Genomic DNA, 17,594 nt, shown 5'->3' with positions numbered 1-17,594 from the left:
ACTCGCACGGTGAAGGTTCTGGCGGCGATGAGCGGTGGAGTGGACTCGGCGGTGGCCGCGGCCCGCGCGGTGGAGGCTGGGCACGACGTGGTGGGCGTGCACCTCGCCCTGAGCAGGATGCCCGGCACGCTGCGCACCGGCAGCCGGGGGTGCTGCACGATCGAGGACTCGATGGACGCGCAGCGCGCCGCGAACGTCCTCGGCATCCCGTACTACGTGTGGGACTTCTCCGAGCGGTTCAAGCTGGACGTCGTCGACGACTTCGTCGCCGAGTACTCGGCGGGCCGCACCCCGAACCCCTGCATGCGCTGCAACGAGCGGATCAAGTTCGCCGCCCTGCTCGAGAAGGCTCTCGACCTCGGCTTCGACGCGGTCTGCACCGGCCACTACGCCTCCCTCCGCACCGCCGCCGACGGCTCCCCGGAGCTCCACCGCGCGAGCGACGAGGCGAAGGACCAGTCCTACGTCCTCGGCGTGCTGACGGAGCAGCAGCTGCGGCACTCGATGTTCCCGCTCGGCTCCACGCCGTCCAAGGCGATCGTGCGCGCGGAGGCGGCCGAGCGGGGCCTCAGCGTCGCGAGCAAGCCCGACAGCTACGACATCTGCTTCATCCCCGACGGCGACACCCGCGGCTGGCTCGCCGAGCGCGTCGCCCCCGAGACCGGAGCGGTCGTCGATCGGGACGGCGCGGTGGTCGGCTCCCACGAGGGCGCTCACGGGTACACGGTGGGCCAGCGCCGGGGCCTGCATCTCGGCGTCCCCGCGCCCGACGGCCGGCCGCGCTTCGTCCTGGAGGTGCGGCCGGTGAGCAACGAGGTCGTCGTCGGTCCGCGCGAAGCGCTGCGCATCGGCGAGATCGCCGGCGAGCGGTTCACCTGGGCGGGCGCCGCTCCCGAGGACGCGGACGCGCCCTTCCGCTGCGACGTCCAGATCCGCGCGCACGCCGACCCGGTCCCCGCCTCCGCGATGGTGTCGCACGTCGATGGCAGGGTGGAGCTCGTGATCACTCCGGACTCGCCGCTCGACGGCGTCGCCCCCGGCCAGACGGCCGTCGTCTACCTCGGCACCCGCGTGCTGGGCCAGTGCACGATCGACCGCACGGTCGCGGCCGACGCCGCGGTGCTCCGGTGAGCGCCGTCGAGCCCGCCGCCCGCGTCGAGGAGCTGCGGGCGCGGATCCGGTCGGCGAGCGACGACTACTACGCGGCCGACTCCTCGCCGCTGTCCGACGCCGAGTACGACGCCCTGGTGCGCGAGCTGGCCGCGCTCGAGGCCGAGCACCCCGAGCTCGCCGCCGAGGACTCGCCGACGCGGACCGTCGGCGGGATCGTCGGAGCGGGCCTCGCCCCGATCGACCACGCCGAGCGGATGCTCTCCCTCGACAACGTGTTCTCGGCCGAGGAGCTGCGCGAGTGGTGCGAGAAGACGGTGGCCTCGGCCGACCGCCCCGTCGCCTGGCTCACGGAGCTCAAGATCGACGGGCTCGCGATATCACTCCACTACGAGGACGGCCGCCTCGTCACGGCGGCGACCCGCGGTGACGGCCGCACCGGCGAGGACGTCACCGTCAACGCCCTCCGCGTCGCGGGCATCCCCGAGCGCCTCTCCGGCGAGGGCCACCCGGCACTCGTCGAGGTCCGCGGCGAGGTCTTCATCCCCGTGGCCGCCTTCGCCGAGCTGAACGCCCTCCAGGAGACGCTGCGCGACGAGGCGGTCGAGGAGGCGCGGACCCGCTGGTCGTCCCGCCCGCCCGCCACCCGAGGCGTCTTCGAGGAGGAGAAGGCGCGCACGAGCGCACTGCGGCGCTTCCCGACCTTCGCCAACCCGCGGAACGCGGCGAGCGGCGGCCTCCGCCAGCAGCTCGACAAGAAGTCGGGTCTCGACCTGCGCGCCGGCGAGGCGCGCGTCGGCTCCCTCGCGCTCTACGTGCACGGCATCGGCGCCTGGCCGGACCCGCCTGTCGCGACCCAGTCCGAGGTCTACGGGCTCCTCTCCTCCTGGGGACTGCCGGTCAGCGGCCACAACCGCGTCTCGGCCTCGGTGGAGGAGGTGCTCGCCTTCGTCGAGCGCTACGGCCGCGAGCGGCACTCGGTCGAGCACGAGATCGACGGCGTGGTCGTGAAGGTGGACGAGCTCGAGCTGCACGACGAGCTCGGCGCCACCAGCCGGGCGCCGCGCTGGGCGATCGCCTACAAGTACCCGCCCGAGGAGGTCCACACGAAGCTCCTCGACATCGTCGTGAGCGTCGGGCGCACCGGCCGCGCGACGCCGTTCGCCCAGATGACCAAGGTGAAGGTCGCGGGGTCCGAGGTGCGCCAGGCCACGCTGCACAACGCCGACGTGGTCAAGGCCAAGGGCGTGCTCATCGGCGACACGGTCGTGCTGCGGAAGGCCGGGGACGTCATCCCCGAGGTGCTCGGCCCGGTGGTGGAGCTCCGCGACGGCTCCGAGCGCGAGTTCGTGATGCCGACGCAGTGCCCCGAGTGCGGCACCACGCTCGCTCCGGCCAAGGAGGGCGACGTCGACCTGCGCTGCCCCAACGCGGAGTCCTGCCCCGCGCAGGTCCGCGGACGCGTCGAGCACATCGGCAGCCGCGGCGCGCTCGACATCGAGGCGCTCGGCGAGGTCAGCGCCGCCGCCCTGACCCAGCCCCTGGTGCCCGCCGAGCCGCCGCTGCGGACCGAGGCCGGCCTGTTCGAGCTCACGGTGGCCGATCTCTTCCCGATCGAGGTCGTCGTCCGCGACTCCGAGACGGGTCTGCAGAAGCTCGACGCGAAGGGCGATCCGAAGGTCGTCACGCCCTTCAAGCGCAAGCGGCAGCTCGCCAAGGACGGCGCCTTCGACCCGGAGGCGGGAGCCTTCGCGGGGGACGCGGCCTCCGTGCCCTCCACCAACGCCCTCCGGCTGATCGAGAACATCGAGCGGGCGAAGACCAAGGAGCTGTGGCGTCTGCTGGTCTCGCTCAGCATCCGGCACGTCGGCCCGGTCGCCGCGCGCGCGCTGGCGGGCTACTTCGGCTCGCTCGACGCGATCCGCGGGGCGAGCCGCGACGAGCTCGCCGCGGTCGACGGGGTGGGCGGGATCATCGCCGACGCCCTGATCGCCTGGTTCGAGGTCGACTGGCACGTCGAGATCGTCGACCGCTGGGCCGCGGCCGGAGTGCGCTTCGCCACGCCCGGCCACCCCGGTCCCGGTGCCGCGGACGCCGCCGGCGGGGTGCTCGCGGGTCTCACGGTCGTGGCGACCGGCAGCCTGGAGGGGTACTCCCGCGAGGGGGCGCAGGAGGCCATCCTCGCGGCCGGCGGCAAGGCCGGCTCGAGCGTCTCCAAGAAGACCGACTACGTCGCCGCCGGTCCCGGCGCCGGCAGCAAGCTCGGCAAGGCCGAGGCCCTGGGGCTCCGGATCATCACCGCGGCCGAGTTCCACCTCCTGGTGACGGAGGGACCGGACGCGATCGCGCTGCCGGAGGAGGCGTCCGCCGACGCTCCGGAGGAGGCCGCTGCCGGCCCGGACGGGGACGTCGCCGGCGCATCGCGCTCCGACGCCTCGCCGGAGGACGACGCCGTGCCGGAGACCGACGCCGTCCCGGACGCGGCCGCCCCGAGCACGGAGGAGCCGACCGGGCCCGATGCCTGACGCGGGCGGCGGGGAGCGGCGTGCGTTCCTGCGCCGGTCCCTCGCCGACGCAGCGTCGCTCGCGCTCGACGCCGCGGCTCGGCCCACCGCCGCCGAGCGCCGGACCGCCGAGGCGCTGGGCCGGATCGACCACCTGGTCGTGCTCTCCTTCGCCGGCCGCAGCCGCGACCAGGTCCTCGGCGCGCTCGACGATCGGGACGGCCCGGTGTTCACCGGTGATACGGACGCCGTGATGACCGCGCCCGGCCCGGACGATCCTCCGGGCGCGCGCTTCGCCCCCGAGATGCTGCCGGTGCACGCGCTCCTCGCCACGGCCTTCGCGCGGGCCGACCACTGGCGCGCCGACGGCCGCGATCCGCTGCCGGCGGCCCTGCACGCGGCCCGGGAGACCGGCACCGGCTGGGCTCTCGCGGTCGACGAGCGGCAGGGCGTCTCGACCACGCTCCTCGCCGATCCGGAGTGGCCCCACCGCGATCCTGGCGCCGCCGGCTCCCGCGGCGGGCGCCTCCTTCCCGTCGACGCGCTGGCCGCCGAGGCCGCTGCCGGCTCCCTGCCTCCGCTCGTCCTGGTCGAGCCGCGGTCCCTCGTCGATCCGGCCGACTTCGCCGACGCCGCAGCCGCCGGCACCGATCGATCCGCTGATGCGCGCCTCGCGGAGCAGCTGCTGCACGTCGTGTTCGACGCCGTCCGCGACGGGGAGCGGGCGGGGCGGCGGATGCTGCTCCTCGTCACCGCGCGGGGGAGCGCAGGGCGGCCCGGCACGGTGCCGGCGCTCGTGCTCGCCTCGGCCGTCCCCTCGGGTGCACGGATCGGCGTGCCGCTCGGTCCGGAGACTCCCGCGCAGCTCGTCCGCGCCCGGGCGGGCGTGCGCCGAGCGCTCGTCGATCCGCAGGTCCGAGAGCTGGCCGCACTCCTCAGCGGTCCCGACCGCCCCCTCGCGCGCTGGCCCCGCACGGCGCCGGCGTTCGCGCCGCCCGCGCCGGTCGGGCGGCGCCTCCGCGACGCGGCCCGCCGCGCGCACGTCGACCCCGAGCCGGAGGCCGGACTGCTCGCCCGCGTTCGAGCCGCCGTCCCGGGCGCGTCGCTACACTCCGAGCAGGCGCAGGCGGCGCAGGAGAGGCGGCGGAGATGACCAGCGAGCGGACTCCCTCGGAGCACGACGACGGAGCTCCCCGCTCCCGCTCGCGCCGCCGCTTCCTGGCCGGCACCGCCGCCGCCGGAGTCGGAGCCGGAGCCCTCGCCGGCGGCGCGATCGGCGCGGCCGTCGCCTCCGGCCCCCGCCGCGAGGAGGAGCCGCGACTGCCCGCCCGCACGGAGCCGGGATTCGACCACGTCGTCGTGATCATGTTCGAGAACCGCTCCTTCGACAACGTCCTCGGCCGCCTCTACGAACCGGACGACCTGCCCGCGGGCGAGAGCTTCGAGGGCCTCCTCCCCGAGGAGCGGACCAACACCAGCGCCGGGGGACTGACCGTCGGCACGCACGTCTACGAGGGCGCCACCGACTCCGTGATGCGCCAGCCCGACCCGGACCCGGGCGAGGAGTACCCGCACGTCAACACCCAGCTCTTCGGCACGGTGGATCCGCCCGAGAACGCCGGCCGCACCGTCGGCGCCATGACCACGCCCTTCAACGCGCCTGCCGACGCCTCCGCCCCGACGATGAGCGGCTTCCTCGAGGACTACGTCCAGCACCTGAGGGTGATGAAGAAGGGGCAGGAGCCCACGGCGGAGGAGGCGCGGACGATCATGGGCGGCTTCTCGCCGGAGATGCTGCCCGTCTTCTCCACCCTCGCCCGCGAGTTCGCCGTCTTCGACCAGTGGTTCTGCGCCGTCCCCTCCCAGACCTTCTGCAACAGGTCCTTCCTGCACGCGTCGACCTCGCACGGCTTCGTCACCAACAAGCAGGGCGGCGGCTACGAGAAGTGGCTCGCGGACGACCTGGCCGACGCGCCGACGGTGTTCAACCGCCTCGAGGAGGCGGGGAGGACCTGGCGCGTCTACTTCGACGCGCTGCAGGTGGTCTCCTACACCGGCTTCCTGCACGCGCCGGTGCTCGAGAAGTACTGGAAGACCCACTTCTCGACGATGGACCGCTTCTACGCCGACGTGGAGAACGGCGAGCTGCCCGACTACGCCTTCCTCGAGCCGCGGCTCGTCTTCGACCACAACGACATGCACCCGCCGACCGGGGTCCTGCACGAGGACGAGGTCGACGGCACGCCCGTCTACGACAGCGCGCTGTCCGACGTCCGCGCCGGCGAGCTGCTGCTGCACCAGGTGTACTCGGCGATCCGGGAGAGCGCGAGCACGACCGGCTCGAACGCGGTGAACACGCTCCTGCTGGCGACCTTCGACGAGCACGGCGGCCTCTACGACCACGTCCCCCCGCCGTCGGCGACTCCGCCGGGCGACGGCCGCGAGGGCGAGATGGGCTTCGCCTTCGACCGGCTCGGCTGCCGCGTGCCGGCGATTGCGGTCTCGGCGTACACGAGGGCCGGCACGATCGTGCACGACGAGCTGCACCACGGCGCCGTGATCCGGACCCTCAGCGCCCTGCACGGCCTCGAGCCGCTGACCGCTCGCGACGCCTCCGCCCCGGACCTCTTCGGGGTGCTGACCCTCGACGAGCCGCGGCAGATCGGCGACTGGCCGACCACGGTGCCGCAGTACCTGCCGCCGAACCCCGAGGCGGCACCGGCGCATCCGGCGCACGTGAACCGCGACAAGCCGCTGAGCCCGCCCGCCGTCGGCCTGATGGGCCTGCTGCTGGCCCGGTACGGCGAGCCCGGCGAGGACCTGCCGACCACCTACGAGGGCGCGTACAACGCACTCCTGAAGCACGGCGCCAGCCTCTTCGGCGGCTCCTGACGGGCGGGCGGCACGGGCGGAGGCGGTGCGGGCGCGCCGAGTAGACTGGCGGCCGGAAATCCCCCCGAACCACCAGACGGAGACGCATGTCCGAGATCACGGCCGACACGGTCGCCCATCTGGCCCAGCTGGCCAGGATCGACCTCACTTCCGACGAGATCGGGAGCCTCACCAGGGAGCTCGGCCAGATCGTCGACTCCGTGCGCGCGGTCCAGGCCGTCGCCACGCCCGAGGTGCCGGCGACCAGCCACCCGATCCCGCTCGAGAACGTCTTCCGACCCGACGTGGTCGGCGAGACCCTCACGCTCGAGCAGGCGCTCTCCGGCGCGCCCGAGCACGACGGCAGCCGCTTCCAGGTCTCCGCGATCCTGGGGGAGGAGCAGTGAGTGCGCACGGCGACGAGCTCGTCCGCCTCAGCGCGTCCGCCCTCTCCGAGAAGCTGGCCGACGGCTCGGTCTCCTCGGTCGAGGCCACCCGCGCCCACCTCGAGCGCATCGACGCGGTCGACGGAGCGGTCCACGCCTTCCTCCACGTCGCGCGCGAGGGCGCGGTCGCGTCCGCCGAGGCGATCGACCGCCGGCGCGCCGACGGCGAGTCGCTGCACCCCCTCGCCGGAGTGCCTCTCGCGGTCAAGGACGTCATCGTCACGAACGACATGCCGACCACGAGCGGCTCCCGCATCCTCGAGGGCTGGCGCCCGCCCTACGACGCGACCGTCATGCGCAAGGTCCGCGAGGCCGGGCTGGTCCCGATCGGCAAGACCAACATGGACGAGTTCGCGATGGGCTCGACCACCGAGCGCAGCGCCTACGGCCCCACCCACAACCCGTGGGACCTCGACCGCATCCCCGGCGGCTCCGGCGGCGGGTCCGCCGCGGCCGTCGCGAGCTACGAGGCGCCCCTGGCCCTCGGCTCCGACACCGGGGGATCGATCCGTCAGCCCGCGCACGTGACCGGCACCGTCGGCGTGAAGCCGACCTACGGCGGCGTGTCCCGCTACGGAGCGATCGCGCTCGCCTCGAGCCTCGACCAGATCGGCCCCGTCTCCCGGACGGTCCTCGACTCCGCGCTGCTGCACGACGTCATCGCGGGCCACGACCCGCGCGACTCGACGTCGCTGCGCGACTCCTGGCCCTCCTTCGCCGACGCGGTGCGCCGCGCCGACGTGACGGGCCTCCGGATCGGCGTGGTCAAGGAGCTCGACGGCGGCGAGGGCTTCCAGCCCGGCGTGCTGGCGCGCTTCCACGAGGCGCTCGAGATCCTGCAGGGCGCCGGAGCCGAGGTCGTCGAGGTGAGCCTCCCGAGCGTCGAGCACGCGGTCGCCGCCTACTACCTGATCCTCCCCGCGGAGGCCTCCAGCAACCTCGCCAAGTTCGACTCGGTCCGCTTCGGCCTCCGCGTCACGCCGGAGGGCGGCGGCACGGTCGAGCAGGTCATGTCCGCGACCCGCGAGCAGGGCTTCGGCCCCGAGGTCAAGCGCCGGATCATCCTCGGCACCTACGCCCTCTCGGCCGGCTACTACGACGCCTACTACGGCAGCGCGCAGAAGGTCCGGACCCTGGTGCAGCGGGACTTCGACGCGGCCTTCGCGGACGTCGACGTGATCGCCTCGCCGACAGCGCCGACGACCGCCTACCGCCTCGGCGAGAAGCTCGACGACCCGCTGGCGATGTACCGAGGCGACGTCGCGACCATCCCGGCGAACCTGGCCGGCATCCCCGGCATCTCCGTCCCCGCCGGCCTCGCCGACGAGGACGGGCTGCCTGTCGGCATCCAGTTCCTCGCTCCCGCCCGGGAGGACGTGCGCCTCTACACCGTGGGCGCCGCGCTCGAGGCGCTGCTCGAGGAGAAGTGGGGCCGCCCGCTCCTCGCGCAGGCTCCCGACCTGACCCACTCCGTGCTCTCCGCGACCGAGGAAGGTGCCGTCTGATGGCCTCCGCGCACACGTCCGCTCCCGAGCTGATGGACTACGACGAGGTCTTCGAGACCTTCGAGCCGGTGCTCGGCTTCGAGGTGCACGTCGAGCTCAACACGAAGACCAAGATGTTCTCGGACGCGCCGAACGAGTTCGGGTCCGAGCCCAACACGAACGTGACCCCGGTCGACCTCGGCCTCCCGGGCTCGCTGCCGGTCGTGAACGAGCAGGCCGTCCGCTACTCGATCAGCCTCGGCCTCGCCCTGGGCTGCTCGATCGCCCCGTCCAGCCGCTTCGCGCGCAAGAACTACTTCTACCCGGACCTGGCGAAGAACTACCAGATCTCGCAGTTCGACGAGCCGATCGCCTTCGAGGGCTCGGTCGAGATCGAGCTGGCCGACGGCTCGCTCGTGCAGATCCCGATCGAGCGCGCGCACATGGAGGAGGACGCCGGCAAGCTCACGCACGTCGGCGGCGCCACCGGCCGCATCCAGGGCGCCGAGTACTCGCTCGTGGACTACAACCGCGCGGGGGTCCCGCTCGTGGAGATCGTCACGAAGCCCATCTACGGCGCGGGGAAGAGCGCGCCCGAGTACGCGAAGGCCTACGTCGCGACGATCCGCGACATCGTGCTGGCGCTCGGCATCTCGGACGCCAAGATGGAGCGCGGCAACCTGCGCTGCGACGCGAACGTCTCGCTCCGCCCGATCGGCCAGGAGAAGCTCGGAACCCGCACCGAGACCAAGAACGTCAACTCGCTCCGCTCGGTCGAGCGCGCCGTCCGCTACGAGATCCAGCGCCAGGCGGCGATCCTCGCCGCGGGCGGCACGATCACGCAGGAGACGCGCCACTGGCACGAGGACACCGGCCGCACCTCCGCGGGCCGGCCCAAGAGCGACGCCGACGACTACCGCTACTTCCCGGAACCCGACCTGCTCCCGGTCGTGCCGAGCCCCGAGCTGATCGAGGAGCTGCGCGCCGCGCTCCCCGAGAAGCCCGCCGACCGCCGTCGCCGCCTCAAGCAGGAGTGGGGCTTCACCGACCTCGAGTTCCAGGACGTCGCCAACAGCGGCCTGCTGGTCGAGATCACCGAGACCGTCTCCGCGGGAGCCGCTCCGCAGGCGGCCCGCAAGTGGTGGACCGGGGAGATCGCGCGCCTCGCGAACGCGGCGGGCGAGGACCCGGCCTCCCTGGTCACCCCGGCCCAGGTCGCCGAGCTCGCCGGTCTGATCGAGAGCGGCACGCTGACCGACCGCCTCGCCCGCGAGGTCCTCCAGGGCGTCATCGCCGGAGAGGGCACCCCGCAGGAGGTCGTCGACGCCCGTGGACTCGCGGTCGTCTCGGACGACGGAGCGCTCATCGAGGCGATCGACGCGGCACTGGCCTCGCAGCCCGACGTGCTCGCGAAGATCCGCGACGGCAAGGTGCAGGCCGCCGGTGCCGTGATCGGTGCCGTGATGAAGGCCATGAAGGGGCAGGCCGACGCCGCCCGCGTCCGCGAGCTCGTCCTGGAGCGCGCGGCCGGCTGAGCCGGTGCGCGGGGAGGTGCGGTCATGAGCGGTGGAACCGGCGACGCGCCCCTTCCCGCGCGGCTCGAGCTGCCGGCAGGCGCCCTCCTGCGTCCTCTCGTCTCCAGCGACGCGGACCTCCTGCACGCGGTGATCGGCGAGCAGCGACCGTGGCTCGCGGCTCTCCTCCGCGGGGACGATCCGGCCGCCCTGCCGTCGGCGTCCCTCGGCGACGACGTGCGCGGTCTCCTGCGCCTCGAGGAGGAGTCGCGTGCGGGCAGAGCGCACGCGTTCCTGCTCGTCGGCCCGGACCGCACCGAGGCGCTGGGCGCTCTGAGCGTCCGGCCCGGCGGCGGCGACTCCGCCGAGGCCTCCTGGTGGGTCGTCCCCGCCGTCCGGGGCTCGCGGCTCGAGGAGGAGCTCGACGCCTACGCGCGCCGCTGGCTCCAGCAGCACTGGCCTTTCGACACGGTCACCACGCCCGACAACCACCCCGACGATCCCGCCTCCCTGGCCGGGGCGAACATCGTGGCGCTCGTGCCCGCCGCGCCGGAGCGCACCGCCCTCCCCGACACCGACGCCGCCTCGGCGGCGCTCCTCTGGGCGGAGTACCGCTCCGCGCATCCGGGAGTCGACGAGGCGCTCCCGCCGGTCGAGGTGTTCGGCGACAGCACGGCGATGGCGGACGAGCTGCTGGGCCTCGTGCGGCGCGGAGTGAAGACGGCCACGGCGTCCCTCGCCGAGGAGGGGGCGCCCGTCGCGGGTGACCACTGGATCGTCTGCGACGGCGCGGGAGCGGCGCGTGTCGTCCTCGTGACGGACGACGTGCGGACCGGTCCGCTCGACTCCGTCGACGACGCGTTCGCCTGGGCCGAGGGCGAGGGGGACCGCACGCGCGCCTCCTGGCTCGACGGCCACCGCCGCTACTTCGCCCGCGTCTCACCGGGCGGCATCGGCGACGTGGTCTTCGAGCGCTTCCACGTGGTCTGGCCGGAGGCCGACGCCGAGCGCGCCGCCGCCTTCGCCCGCTCGGTCGGAGCGTTCCGGCCCGAGGAGCTCGACGGGACTCCCGCGCAGACCTAGGGGGTTTCCCGGATGCCCCGCTCAGGCGCCCTGCGCCAGAGTGGAGTCATGGCTACTCTCGTGCGCCCCCGTCGGGGCAGGATCATCGCCGGCGTCTGTGCCGGTCTCGCCCGCCGATTCGGCTGGAGCCCCTTCGTGGTGCGTCTCCTGTTCGTGCTCTCGTGCCTCCTCCCGGGGCCGCAGATCATCGCCTACCTCGTGATGTGGGTGGTCATCCCGAAGCAGAAGTGACCGAGGCCTCCGCTCCGAGCAGCCTCTGAGAGAACGCTCAGTACCCGGAGCGGTGAGAGGCCTACGGTGGCGGTGTGCGTCCGTCGGGCGCCGAGGAGGAGATCATGGGATTCCTGGACCGACTGCTGGGCCGCGACGAGCAGCCCGAGAGCGCACGCCGCTCGACGTACGCGCCGCCGCAGGCCGCGGACCGCAGGCCCGAGTACGGCTCCCCTCCGGCGACGTCTCCGCGCACCGACGATGAGCGTGCCATCGAGCGCTACCGCTACCTCCTCCGCACCGCGCCGCCCGAGGCGATCGAGCAGGTGCACCGCGAGGCCTTCGAGCAGCTGACCCCGGAGCAGCGCCAGCAGGTCTTCCGAGAGCTCAGCGAGGGGGCCCCTGTCGGCGACGCGCCGAAGGACGACGACCCCCGCACGCTCGCCCAGTCCGCCACGCGGAGCGAGCTGCGCCAGCCCGGATTCATGGAGCGGCGCTTCTCCGGCGGCGGAGGCATGGGCTTCGGCGGCGTCCTCGCCTCCTCGATGCTCGGCACGATCGCCGGGTTCGCGATCGGCTCGGCCATCGCGGGCGCGTTCCTCCCCGACGCGGGAGGCGACTACGCCGGCGGTGACGGCGGGGGAGACGCCTCGGCCGACGGCGGAGCGGATGCGGGAGGTGCGGACGCCTCCGGTGCGGACGCCGGAGACGGCGGCGGCTGGGGCGACTCCGGCAGCGGCGACTTCGGTGGCGGAGGCGACTTCGGCGGGGGCGGCGACTTCGGAGGCGGCGACTTCGGCTTCTAGCCTCGTTGCAGAGGGCCCCCGATCACGGACAGTGGTCGTGGGCCCTCGCTCGTTCCGGGCTAGTCCTCGTCGGTCAGCATGGCCTTCACCTGGCGGCGGAGGACCTTGCCGATCATGCTCCGCGGCAGCTCGTCGACGACGGTGATCCGCTTGGGCACCTTGTAGGGCGTCAGCGCCTCCCGGACGGCCTTGCGGGCGGCCGCGACGTCGAGCTGCGCGCCCGGCTCCAGGACGACCGCCGCCGCCACGGACTCGCCGCTGCGCGGATCGGGCAGGCCGACCACCGCCACCTCCTTGATCTCGGGCAGGCGGAGCAGCACCTCCTCCACCTCGGACGGCGAGACGTTGAAGCCGCCCGTGATCACGAGCTCCTTGATCCGGTCGACGATGCGGACGAAGCCGTCCTCGTCGATCGTCGCGATGTCGCCGGTGCGGAACCAGCCGTCACCGGTGAAGGTCGCCGCCGTCTCGTCGGGCTTGCGGTGGTAGCCCCGGAACACCTGCGGACCGCGCACGACCAGCTCGCCCTGCTCGCCGGTCGCCACCTCCGTGTCGGGATCCTCGGGGTCGACGATCCGCACGTCGGTGCCGGGCAGCGGGAGCCCGACCGTCCCGGCGCGTCGCGTCGGACCGACCGGGTTGGCCATCAGGACCGGAGAGGTCTCCGAGAGGCCGTAGCCCTCGACGAGCGTGCCTCCGGTCAGTGCCTCGAACGAGTCGACCAGCGCCGGGTCGAGCGGCATCGCACCCGAGATGGCGATCTCGATGCCGCGCAGGGAGACGCCCCGCTGCTGCGCGCTGCGCGCCAGGCGCTCCGCGATCGGCGGAACGGCCGGGAGGAAGGTGGCGGGGTGCTTCTTGACGACCTTCAGCACCAGCTCCGGGTCGAACTTCGGGAACAGCACCAGGCGCGCGCCCACGCTCATCGCGAAGGTGAGGCAGAGCGTCAGCCCGTAGGCGTGGAACATGGGGAGCACCGCGTAGACCACGCAGTCGCCGCGGCGGACCGTCGGCACCCAGGCGCGCGACTGGGCGGCGTTCGCCGTCAGGTTCGCGTGGGTCAGCTCGGCGCCCTTGGGCGTGCCGGTCGTGCCGCTCGTGTACTGGATGACCGCGAGGTCCTCCGCGACCGGGCGCGGGTGCGCCGGGTCGATCCGCCGGCGCAGCAGCGTCTCCCAGTCGATCGCGCCGCGGACCGGCCCGGTCAGCGCGGCGCGCGACTCCCGGGCCTTCTTCAGCGGCAGGCGGAGGGCTGCGCGCATCGAGGCGGGCATCGCGCGGGTGAGGTCGACGGCGACGACGGTCTCGACGCCGAGATCGGCCGGGAGGTCCTGCACCGTCGGCACGACGCGGTTCCAGGCGATCGCGACACGAGCGCCGTGGTCCTCGAACTGGTGGCGCAGCTCGCGCGGGGTGTAGAGCGGGTTGTGCTCGACCACCACGGCGCCGAGCCGGAGGACGGCGTAGAAGGCGACGACGTGCTGCGGGCAGTTCGGGAGGACGAGGGCGACAGGATCGCCCGCGCGGACGCCCAGGCGGCGGAGGCCCTCTGCGGCCCGCTCCACCTCGTCGGCGAGCTGGGAGTAGCTGGTCGAACGGCCGAAGAACTCGAGCGCGACCTGGTGGGGATACCGCTCGGCCGACTCGGTGACGATGTCGACGAGCGAGCCGGTCGGGAGCTCGAGCTCCGTCGGCACGCCGGGCGCGTAGCTGCGGATCCAGGGGCGGGGCGGGTGGGTGCTCACCCGCCCCACTCTAGGAGGAGGTGCCGGGGCTCAGGCTCCCTGAGCCACCGCGTCCTCGATCGGGGTGGGACCGGAGACGATCTCCCACGTCTTCGCGATGGAGGTCGGCTGCGCCAGGGCGGCGATCACCGTGGCGGCGACGTCCGCTCGGGGGATGCTCCCCTTCTCGACGGAGGTGCCGAGCGTGATCGTGCAGGTGCCCTCGTCGTCCGTCAGCCCGCCCGGGCGGAGGATCGTGTAGTCGAGGCCGGAGTCGCGCAGTGCCGCGTCGGCGTCGCGCTTGGCCTCGACGTAGGCCTTCCAGCCCTCCTCCGTGTCCTCGGGGAGCGGCTCGTCCACACCGATCGCGCTGACCTGCACGAAGTGCTGGACCCCGACGATCGCGGCGGCCTTCTGGCTGAGGACGGACGCCCCCAGGTCGACGGTGCGCTTGCGCTCCGGGCCCGAGTCGGGTCCGGCTCCGGCGGTGAAGACCATGCCGTCGACGTGGCCCAGCGCCTCGGCGAAGGCCTCGGGCGTCGTGTCCTCGAGGTCGTGCACGAGCGGCTCGCCGCCCAGCCGGACGATGTCCTCGGCGTGATCGGGGTTGCGGATCACTCCGACCGACTCGTGGCCGGCGTCGTAGAGCAGGTGCAGGATCTGCTGCCCCACCTTGCCGTGGGCTCCGATGACGGCGATGCGTGTCATGGACGTTCCTCTCCTCGTCGGGGCGGGTCGCCCCGTGTTCGTGGTCCACTCCATCCTGCCGCGGCGTCCCTGGACGCCCCCAGGCCTTGACGGCGTCCGGGCGCCGGGCCGTCAGGCGGCGAGGCGGTCGTCGCGTCCGGTGATGGCGAGCAGGCGGCTCTGGAGGGAGGCGGCGTCGTCGACCGGCACGGGCGCGGCGTAGAGGCCGCTCGCGCGCAGGGTCTCCTCCTGGGGTGCGAAGAGCTCCCAGACCGCTGCGACGAGCTCCTCGTCCAGCCGCTCGTCGCTGCCGGTCGCGCGGGCGAGGTCCCAGGCGTGGACGGTCACATCGGCCGTCTGCTCCTGCAGCAGCTCGACGGCGCTGACGGTGTCGCGCCCCAGCTGCACGGTCGCCGCCGGGTCGACGGTGCGGACAGCGACGCGCAGGCGGTCGGTCACGCGGCGCCACTCGCTCCTCAGATCGGTGGCGACGGACTCGAGTCGCAGCGCCGACTCGTCGCCGCCCGAGAGGAGCGTGTGCGCGCGCTGCTGCTCGCGGACGACGTGCAGCACGAGCGCGCGCGTGTCCCACTCGGTGTCGGGCGTGGGGGCCGACCAGTCCTCGACGGCGCTCAGCCGGAGCTCGAAGGCGCGGTGGGCGCGGTCCTGCAGATCGAGCCAGCGGCTCATCTCGGCGCCGGGGCCGGTCTCGGTGGCGGTGGGGGAGTCGGGCTGCTCGTGCGTCATGGTCTCTCCGGAGCGTCGTGGTGCTCGGGTCAACCGCGAGTGGTCGGCGCTCATTCCCGGCCGGCCCGCGCGCAGCGGTCGAGCGGCCGATGTCGGTGGTGCGTGCGAGCATGTCCCAGGGCGTGGGCGGGCAGGACGGAGCGGCGTGAGCAGGCAGGACGGCACGGCGTGAGCGAGCAGGACGGCACCGCGTGAGCAAGCAGGACGGCACGGGGCGGCAGGTCACGACCGAGCCCTTCGACGACCCGCGCGCGAGCATCATGCACATCGACATGGACGCGTTCTTCGCCTCCGTCGAGCTGCTCGACCGGCCGGATCTGCGCGGGAGGCCGGTCATCGTGGGGCACCACGGAGCGCGCTCCGTCGTCACAGCGGCGACCTACGAGGCGCGCCGCTACGGCGTCAACTCGGCGATGCCCATGGCGGTCGCCCTCCGCCGCTGCCCGCAGGCCGTGGTCCTCGAGCCGCACATGGAGCGCTACCGCGAGGCTTCTCGCCGCGTCATGGCGATCTTCGACTCCTTCACGCCGCTGGTCGAGCGCCTGAGCATCGACGAGGCGTTCCTCGACGTCGCGGGTGCCCGCCGCATCTCGGGCTCGCCGTTCGCGATCGGCACCGAGATCCGCCGCCGGGTGCACGCCGAGCTCGGGCTGACCTGCTCGGTCGGGATCGCCAGCACCAAGTTCGTCGCCAAGCTCGCCTCCGGCCGCTCCAAGCCCGACGGTCTGCTGGTCGTCCCCGCCGACGGCGTCCGCGAGTTCCTCGATCCGCTGCCCGTGAGCGCGCTGTGGGGAGTCGGCGCGAGCACGGAGGAGGCGCTCGTCCGCCGCGGTCTGCGCACCGTCGCCGACGTCGCGACCACCCCGCTGCCGTCGCTGGTGTCCGCCCTCGGCGAGGCGACCGGGAGGCGCCTGCACGCCCTGGCGAACGGGGTGGATCCGCGGCCGGTCGACACCCGCCAGATCGAGAAGAGCGCCGGACACGAGATCACGTTCGCCGACGACGTGGCCGACCCCGAGCTCGTCCGTCGTGAGCTGCTGCGGCTCTGCGACAAGGTCGCCGTGCGGATGCGCCGCTCGGGAGTGCGCTGCCGCACCGTCGCGGTGAAGGTGCGCTTCGGCGACTTCAGCACCCTCACCCGCTCCCGCACGCTCGTCGAGGCGACGGACGTGGCCCGGGTCCTCTACGAGGCCTCCTCCGCGCTCCTCGAGGCGGCCAACCCGATGCGGCGGCCCGTGCGGCTGATCGGCGTGCGCGGCGAGCAGCTGGTCGAGGGCGACGACGTCGCGTTCTCCCTGTGGAGCGACTCCGACGACTGGCGCGACGCGGAGCTCGCGGTCGACGGCGTGGCCGCCCGCTTCGGCTCCGGGGCCGTGCGTCCCGCCTCGCTCCTGTCCCGGTCGGCTCCCGAGTCGGCCAAGGGGATCGACCTCAGCGACACGCTCGCTACGCGGAACCGATCGTCAGACTGATCGGACGGTGGTCGGAGCCGTTCGGCGGCAGGACCGCGACGGTCGCGGCGGTGACGCCGTCGGCGAGCGCGTGGTCGAGCGAGACGAGCGGCAGCAGGGACGGCCAGGTCGCCGGGAAGCCGACTCCGCCCGTGCGGACGAGGCCCGCCTCCGCCAGCACCGGAGCGAACAGGTGGTCGTCCGTCGGCGTGTTGAAATCGCCGATGACCAGTGTCCGCTCCGACGCGTCGTCTCGGAGAGCGGTGGCGAGGTTCGAGAGCATGGTGTCCCGCTCCTCGTGGTCGCCCGGCCGGAACGAGGCCAGGTGCACCACGAACAGGCGCGCGCTGCCGACCGGCGTGTCGACGTCGACGGCGAGCGCGCGCTCCCAGCCGAGACCGAGGTCGAGCGGCTCCTCGTCGGTCAGCTCGGTCCGGCTCCAGACGCCGACGGTGCTCGAGACGGACGAGTACGGGTACTCGTCGGCCAGCTCGGCGTCGACCGCGTCCACGTCGTCTCCGTCGAGCTCCTGCAGCGCGATCACGTCGGGGCCGCGGGCGGCGAGCGAGGCGGCCAGCCCACCGGCGTCGCTGCTCGTCTCGATGTTCTGGCTGACGACGGTGAACGAGCCGGAGCGCACGGCCGGCGCCGGAAGCGCGACCGGCAGCACCAGCACGCCGTAGACCATCGCCAGCACGGTGACCGCGGCCGCCGTCCGGCGCGACCGGAGGGCCGCCGCGGCCGCGATGAGGAGCAACACGAGCAGCCCCGTCCAGGGGATCCCGACCTCGAGGACCGACAGCCAGCCGATCGGATCGGGCAGCGCGCGGTGGAAGGCGAGGAAGGCGGCGAGCACGAGGCTCGCGACCGCCACCGCGGCCGAGCGCACGGGGCGGCGGCGGCGGGTGCGGGCGGACATCCGTCGATCATGGCAGCAGGTCCCCGGAGGTCCATGGA

General features: G+C 73.7%; 15 protein-coding genes. 11 read left to right on the top strand and 4 right to left on the bottom strand.

Features of this window, described 5'->3' with window-relative positions; genetic code table 11:
• Window positions 1-9: 9 nt before the first annotated feature.
• The 10 genes from mnmA to C5B98_RS09710 all read left to right on the top strand — a co-directional run bounded on the left by mnmA (window position 10) and on the right by C5B98_RS09710 (window position 12,028).
• Complete coding sequence (mnmA, locus tag C5B98_RS09755) at window positions 10-1,131, top strand: tRNA 2-thiouridine(34) synthase MnmA (RefSeq protein ID WP_181065512.1); 1,122 nt, start codon at window positions 10-12, stop codon at window positions 1,129-1,131.
• Window positions 1,128-3,635: an NAD-dependent DNA ligase LigA gene (gene ligA, locus C5B98_RS09750; RefSeq protein ID WP_104327707.1), complete on the top strand. Its 2,508-nt coding sequence runs from the start codon at window positions 1,128-1,130 to the stop codon at window positions 3,633-3,635. The genes mnmA and ligA overlap by 4 nt, the downstream gene beginning before the upstream one ends.
• Window positions 3,628-4,767 (top strand): hypothetical protein, encoded by a 1,140-nt coding sequence (locus tag C5B98_RS09745; RefSeq protein ID WP_104327706.1) that lies wholly within the window; start codon window positions 3,628-3,630, stop codon window positions 4,765-4,767. The genes ligA and C5B98_RS09745 overlap by 8 nt, the downstream gene beginning before the upstream one ends.
• Window positions 4,764-6,506, top strand: a complete 1,743-nt coding sequence (locus C5B98_RS09740; RefSeq protein ID WP_104327705.1) for an alkaline phosphatase family protein — start codon at window positions 4,764-4,766, stop codon at window positions 6,504-6,506. Before C5B98_RS09745 ends, C5B98_RS09740 begins: the two co-directional genes overlap by 4 nt.
• 86 nt (window positions 6,507-6,592) lie before the next feature.
• Complete coding sequence (gatC, locus tag C5B98_RS09735) at window positions 6,593-6,892, top strand: Asp-tRNA(Asn)/Glu-tRNA(Gln) amidotransferase subunit GatC (protein ID WP_104226848.1); 300 nt, start codon at window positions 6,593-6,595, stop codon at window positions 6,890-6,892.
• Window positions 6,889-8,436, top strand: a complete 1,548-nt coding sequence (gatA, locus tag C5B98_RS09730; protein ID WP_104247609.1) for an Asp-tRNA(Asn)/Glu-tRNA(Gln) amidotransferase subunit GatA — start codon at window positions 6,889-6,891, stop codon at window positions 8,434-8,436. The genes gatC and gatA overlap by 4 nt, the downstream gene beginning before the upstream one ends.
• Complete coding sequence (gatB, locus tag C5B98_RS09725) at window positions 8,436-9,950, top strand: Asp-tRNA(Asn)/Glu-tRNA(Gln) amidotransferase subunit GatB (RefSeq protein WP_104269086.1); 1,515 nt, start codon at window positions 8,436-8,438, stop codon at window positions 9,948-9,950. Before gatA ends, gatB begins: the two co-directional genes overlap by 1 nt.
• A gap of 24 nt (window positions 9,951-9,974) precedes the next feature.
• Window positions 9,975-11,012 carry an ASCH domain-containing protein gene (locus C5B98_RS09720; RefSeq protein ID WP_104327704.1) on the top strand — a complete coding sequence of 346 codons (1,038 nt, stop codon included), beginning with the start codon at window positions 9,975-9,977 and terminating at the stop codon, window positions 11,010-11,012.
• A 48-nt stretch (window positions 11,013-11,060) separates the two neighbouring features.
• Window positions 11,061-11,243, top strand: coding sequence for a PspC domain-containing protein (locus C5B98_RS09715; RefSeq protein ID WP_104223873.1), 183 nt, complete (start codon window positions 11,061-11,063; stop codon window positions 11,241-11,243).
• Between the two features lie 104 nt (window positions 11,244-11,347).
• Entirely contained in the window at window positions 11,348-12,028 is a 681-nt protein-coding gene (locus tag C5B98_RS09710) for a hypothetical protein (protein WP_104327722.1), read from the top strand.
• A gap of 59 nt (window positions 12,029-12,087) precedes the next feature.
• On the opposite strand, the gene C5B98_RS09705 is transcribed toward C5B98_RS09710, so the two are convergent.
• From C5B98_RS09705 to C5B98_RS09695, 3 genes are all read right to left on the bottom strand, one after another.
• Window positions 12,088-13,773, bottom strand: coding sequence for a long-chain-fatty-acid--CoA ligase (locus C5B98_RS09705; RefSeq protein ID WP_104327703.1), 1,686 nt, complete (start codon window positions 13,771-13,773; stop codon window positions 12,088-12,090).
• 30 nt (window positions 13,774-13,803) lie between these two features.
• A complete protein-coding gene (locus tag C5B98_RS09700; RefSeq protein WP_104327702.1) occupies window positions 13,804-14,460 on the bottom strand; it encodes an SDR family oxidoreductase in 657 nt (218 codons plus the stop codon).
• 111 nt (window positions 14,461-14,571) lie between these two features.
• Window positions 14,572-15,186, bottom strand: coding sequence for a TIGR03086 family metal-binding protein (locus tag C5B98_RS09695; protein WP_258059445.1), 615 nt, complete (start codon window positions 15,184-15,186; stop codon window positions 14,572-14,574).
• A gap of 191 nt (window positions 15,187-15,377) precedes the next feature.
• Here C5B98_RS09695 and dinB point away from each other — a divergent pair, with 191 nt between their 5' ends.
• Entirely contained in the window at window positions 15,378-16,658 is a 1,281-nt protein-coding gene (dinB, locus tag C5B98_RS09690; RefSeq protein ID WP_104223726.1) for a DNA polymerase IV, read from the top strand.
• On the opposite strand, the gene C5B98_RS09685 is transcribed toward dinB, so the two are convergent.
• A complete protein-coding gene (locus C5B98_RS09685) occupies window positions 16,633-17,556 on the bottom strand; it encodes an endonuclease/exonuclease/phosphatase family protein (RefSeq protein WP_104327701.1) in 924 nt (307 codons plus the stop codon). The two genes, dinB and C5B98_RS09685, sit on opposite strands and share 26 nt — an antisense overlap.
• Window positions 17,557-17,594: the final 38 nt, after the last annotated feature.

Origin of the sequence: Rathayibacter sp. AY1A5, from assembly GCF_002930875.1 — a bacterium.
GTDB lineage: Bacteria > Actinomycetota > Actinomycetes > Actinomycetales > Microbacteriaceae > Rathayibacter.
The sequence above is the reverse complement of the archived record's forward strand: the minus strand, read 5'-3'. Positions and strand labels throughout refer to the sequence as shown.

Excerpts from the sequence above, each read along its gene's own strand:
- C5B98_RS09745 (WP_104327706.1), top strand. The coding sequence starts at position 3,628 with ATGCCTGACGCGGGCGGCGGGGAGCGGCGTGCGTTCCTGCGCCGGTCC.
- C5B98_RS09740 (WP_104327705.1), top strand. The coding sequence starts at position 4,764 with ATGACCAGCGAGCGGACTCCCTCGGAGCACGACGACGGAGCTCCCCGC.
- gatC (WP_104226848.1), top strand. The coding sequence starts at position 6,593 with ATGTCCGAGATCACGGCCGACACGGTCGCCCATCTGGCCCAGCTGGCC.
- gatB (WP_104269086.1), top strand. The coding sequence starts at position 8,436 with ATGGCCTCCGCGCACACGTCCGCTCCCGAGCTGATGGACTACGACGAG.
- C5B98_RS09720 (WP_104327704.1), top strand. The coding sequence starts at position 9,975 with ATGAGCGGTGGAACCGGCGACGCGCCCCTTCCCGCGCGGCTCGAGCTG.
- C5B98_RS09715 (WP_104223873.1), top strand. The coding sequence starts at position 11,061 with ATGGCTACTCTCGTGCGCCCCCGTCGGGGCAGGATCATCGCCGGCGTC.
- C5B98_RS09710 (WP_104327722.1), top strand. The coding sequence starts at position 11,348 with ATGGGATTCCTGGACCGACTGCTGGGCCGCGACGAGCAGCCCGAGAGC.
- C5B98_RS09700 (WP_104327702.1), bottom strand. The coding sequence starts at position 14,460 with ATGACACGCATCGCCGTCATCGGAGCCCACGGCAAGGTGGGGCAGCAG.
- C5B98_RS09695 (WP_258059445.1), bottom strand. The coding sequence starts at position 15,186 with ATGACGCACGAGCAGCCCGACTCCCCCACCGCCACCGAGACCGGCCCC.
- C5B98_RS09685 (WP_104327701.1), bottom strand. The coding sequence starts at position 17,556 with ATGTCCGCCCGCACCCGCCGCCGCCGCCCCGTGCGCTCGGCCGCGGTG.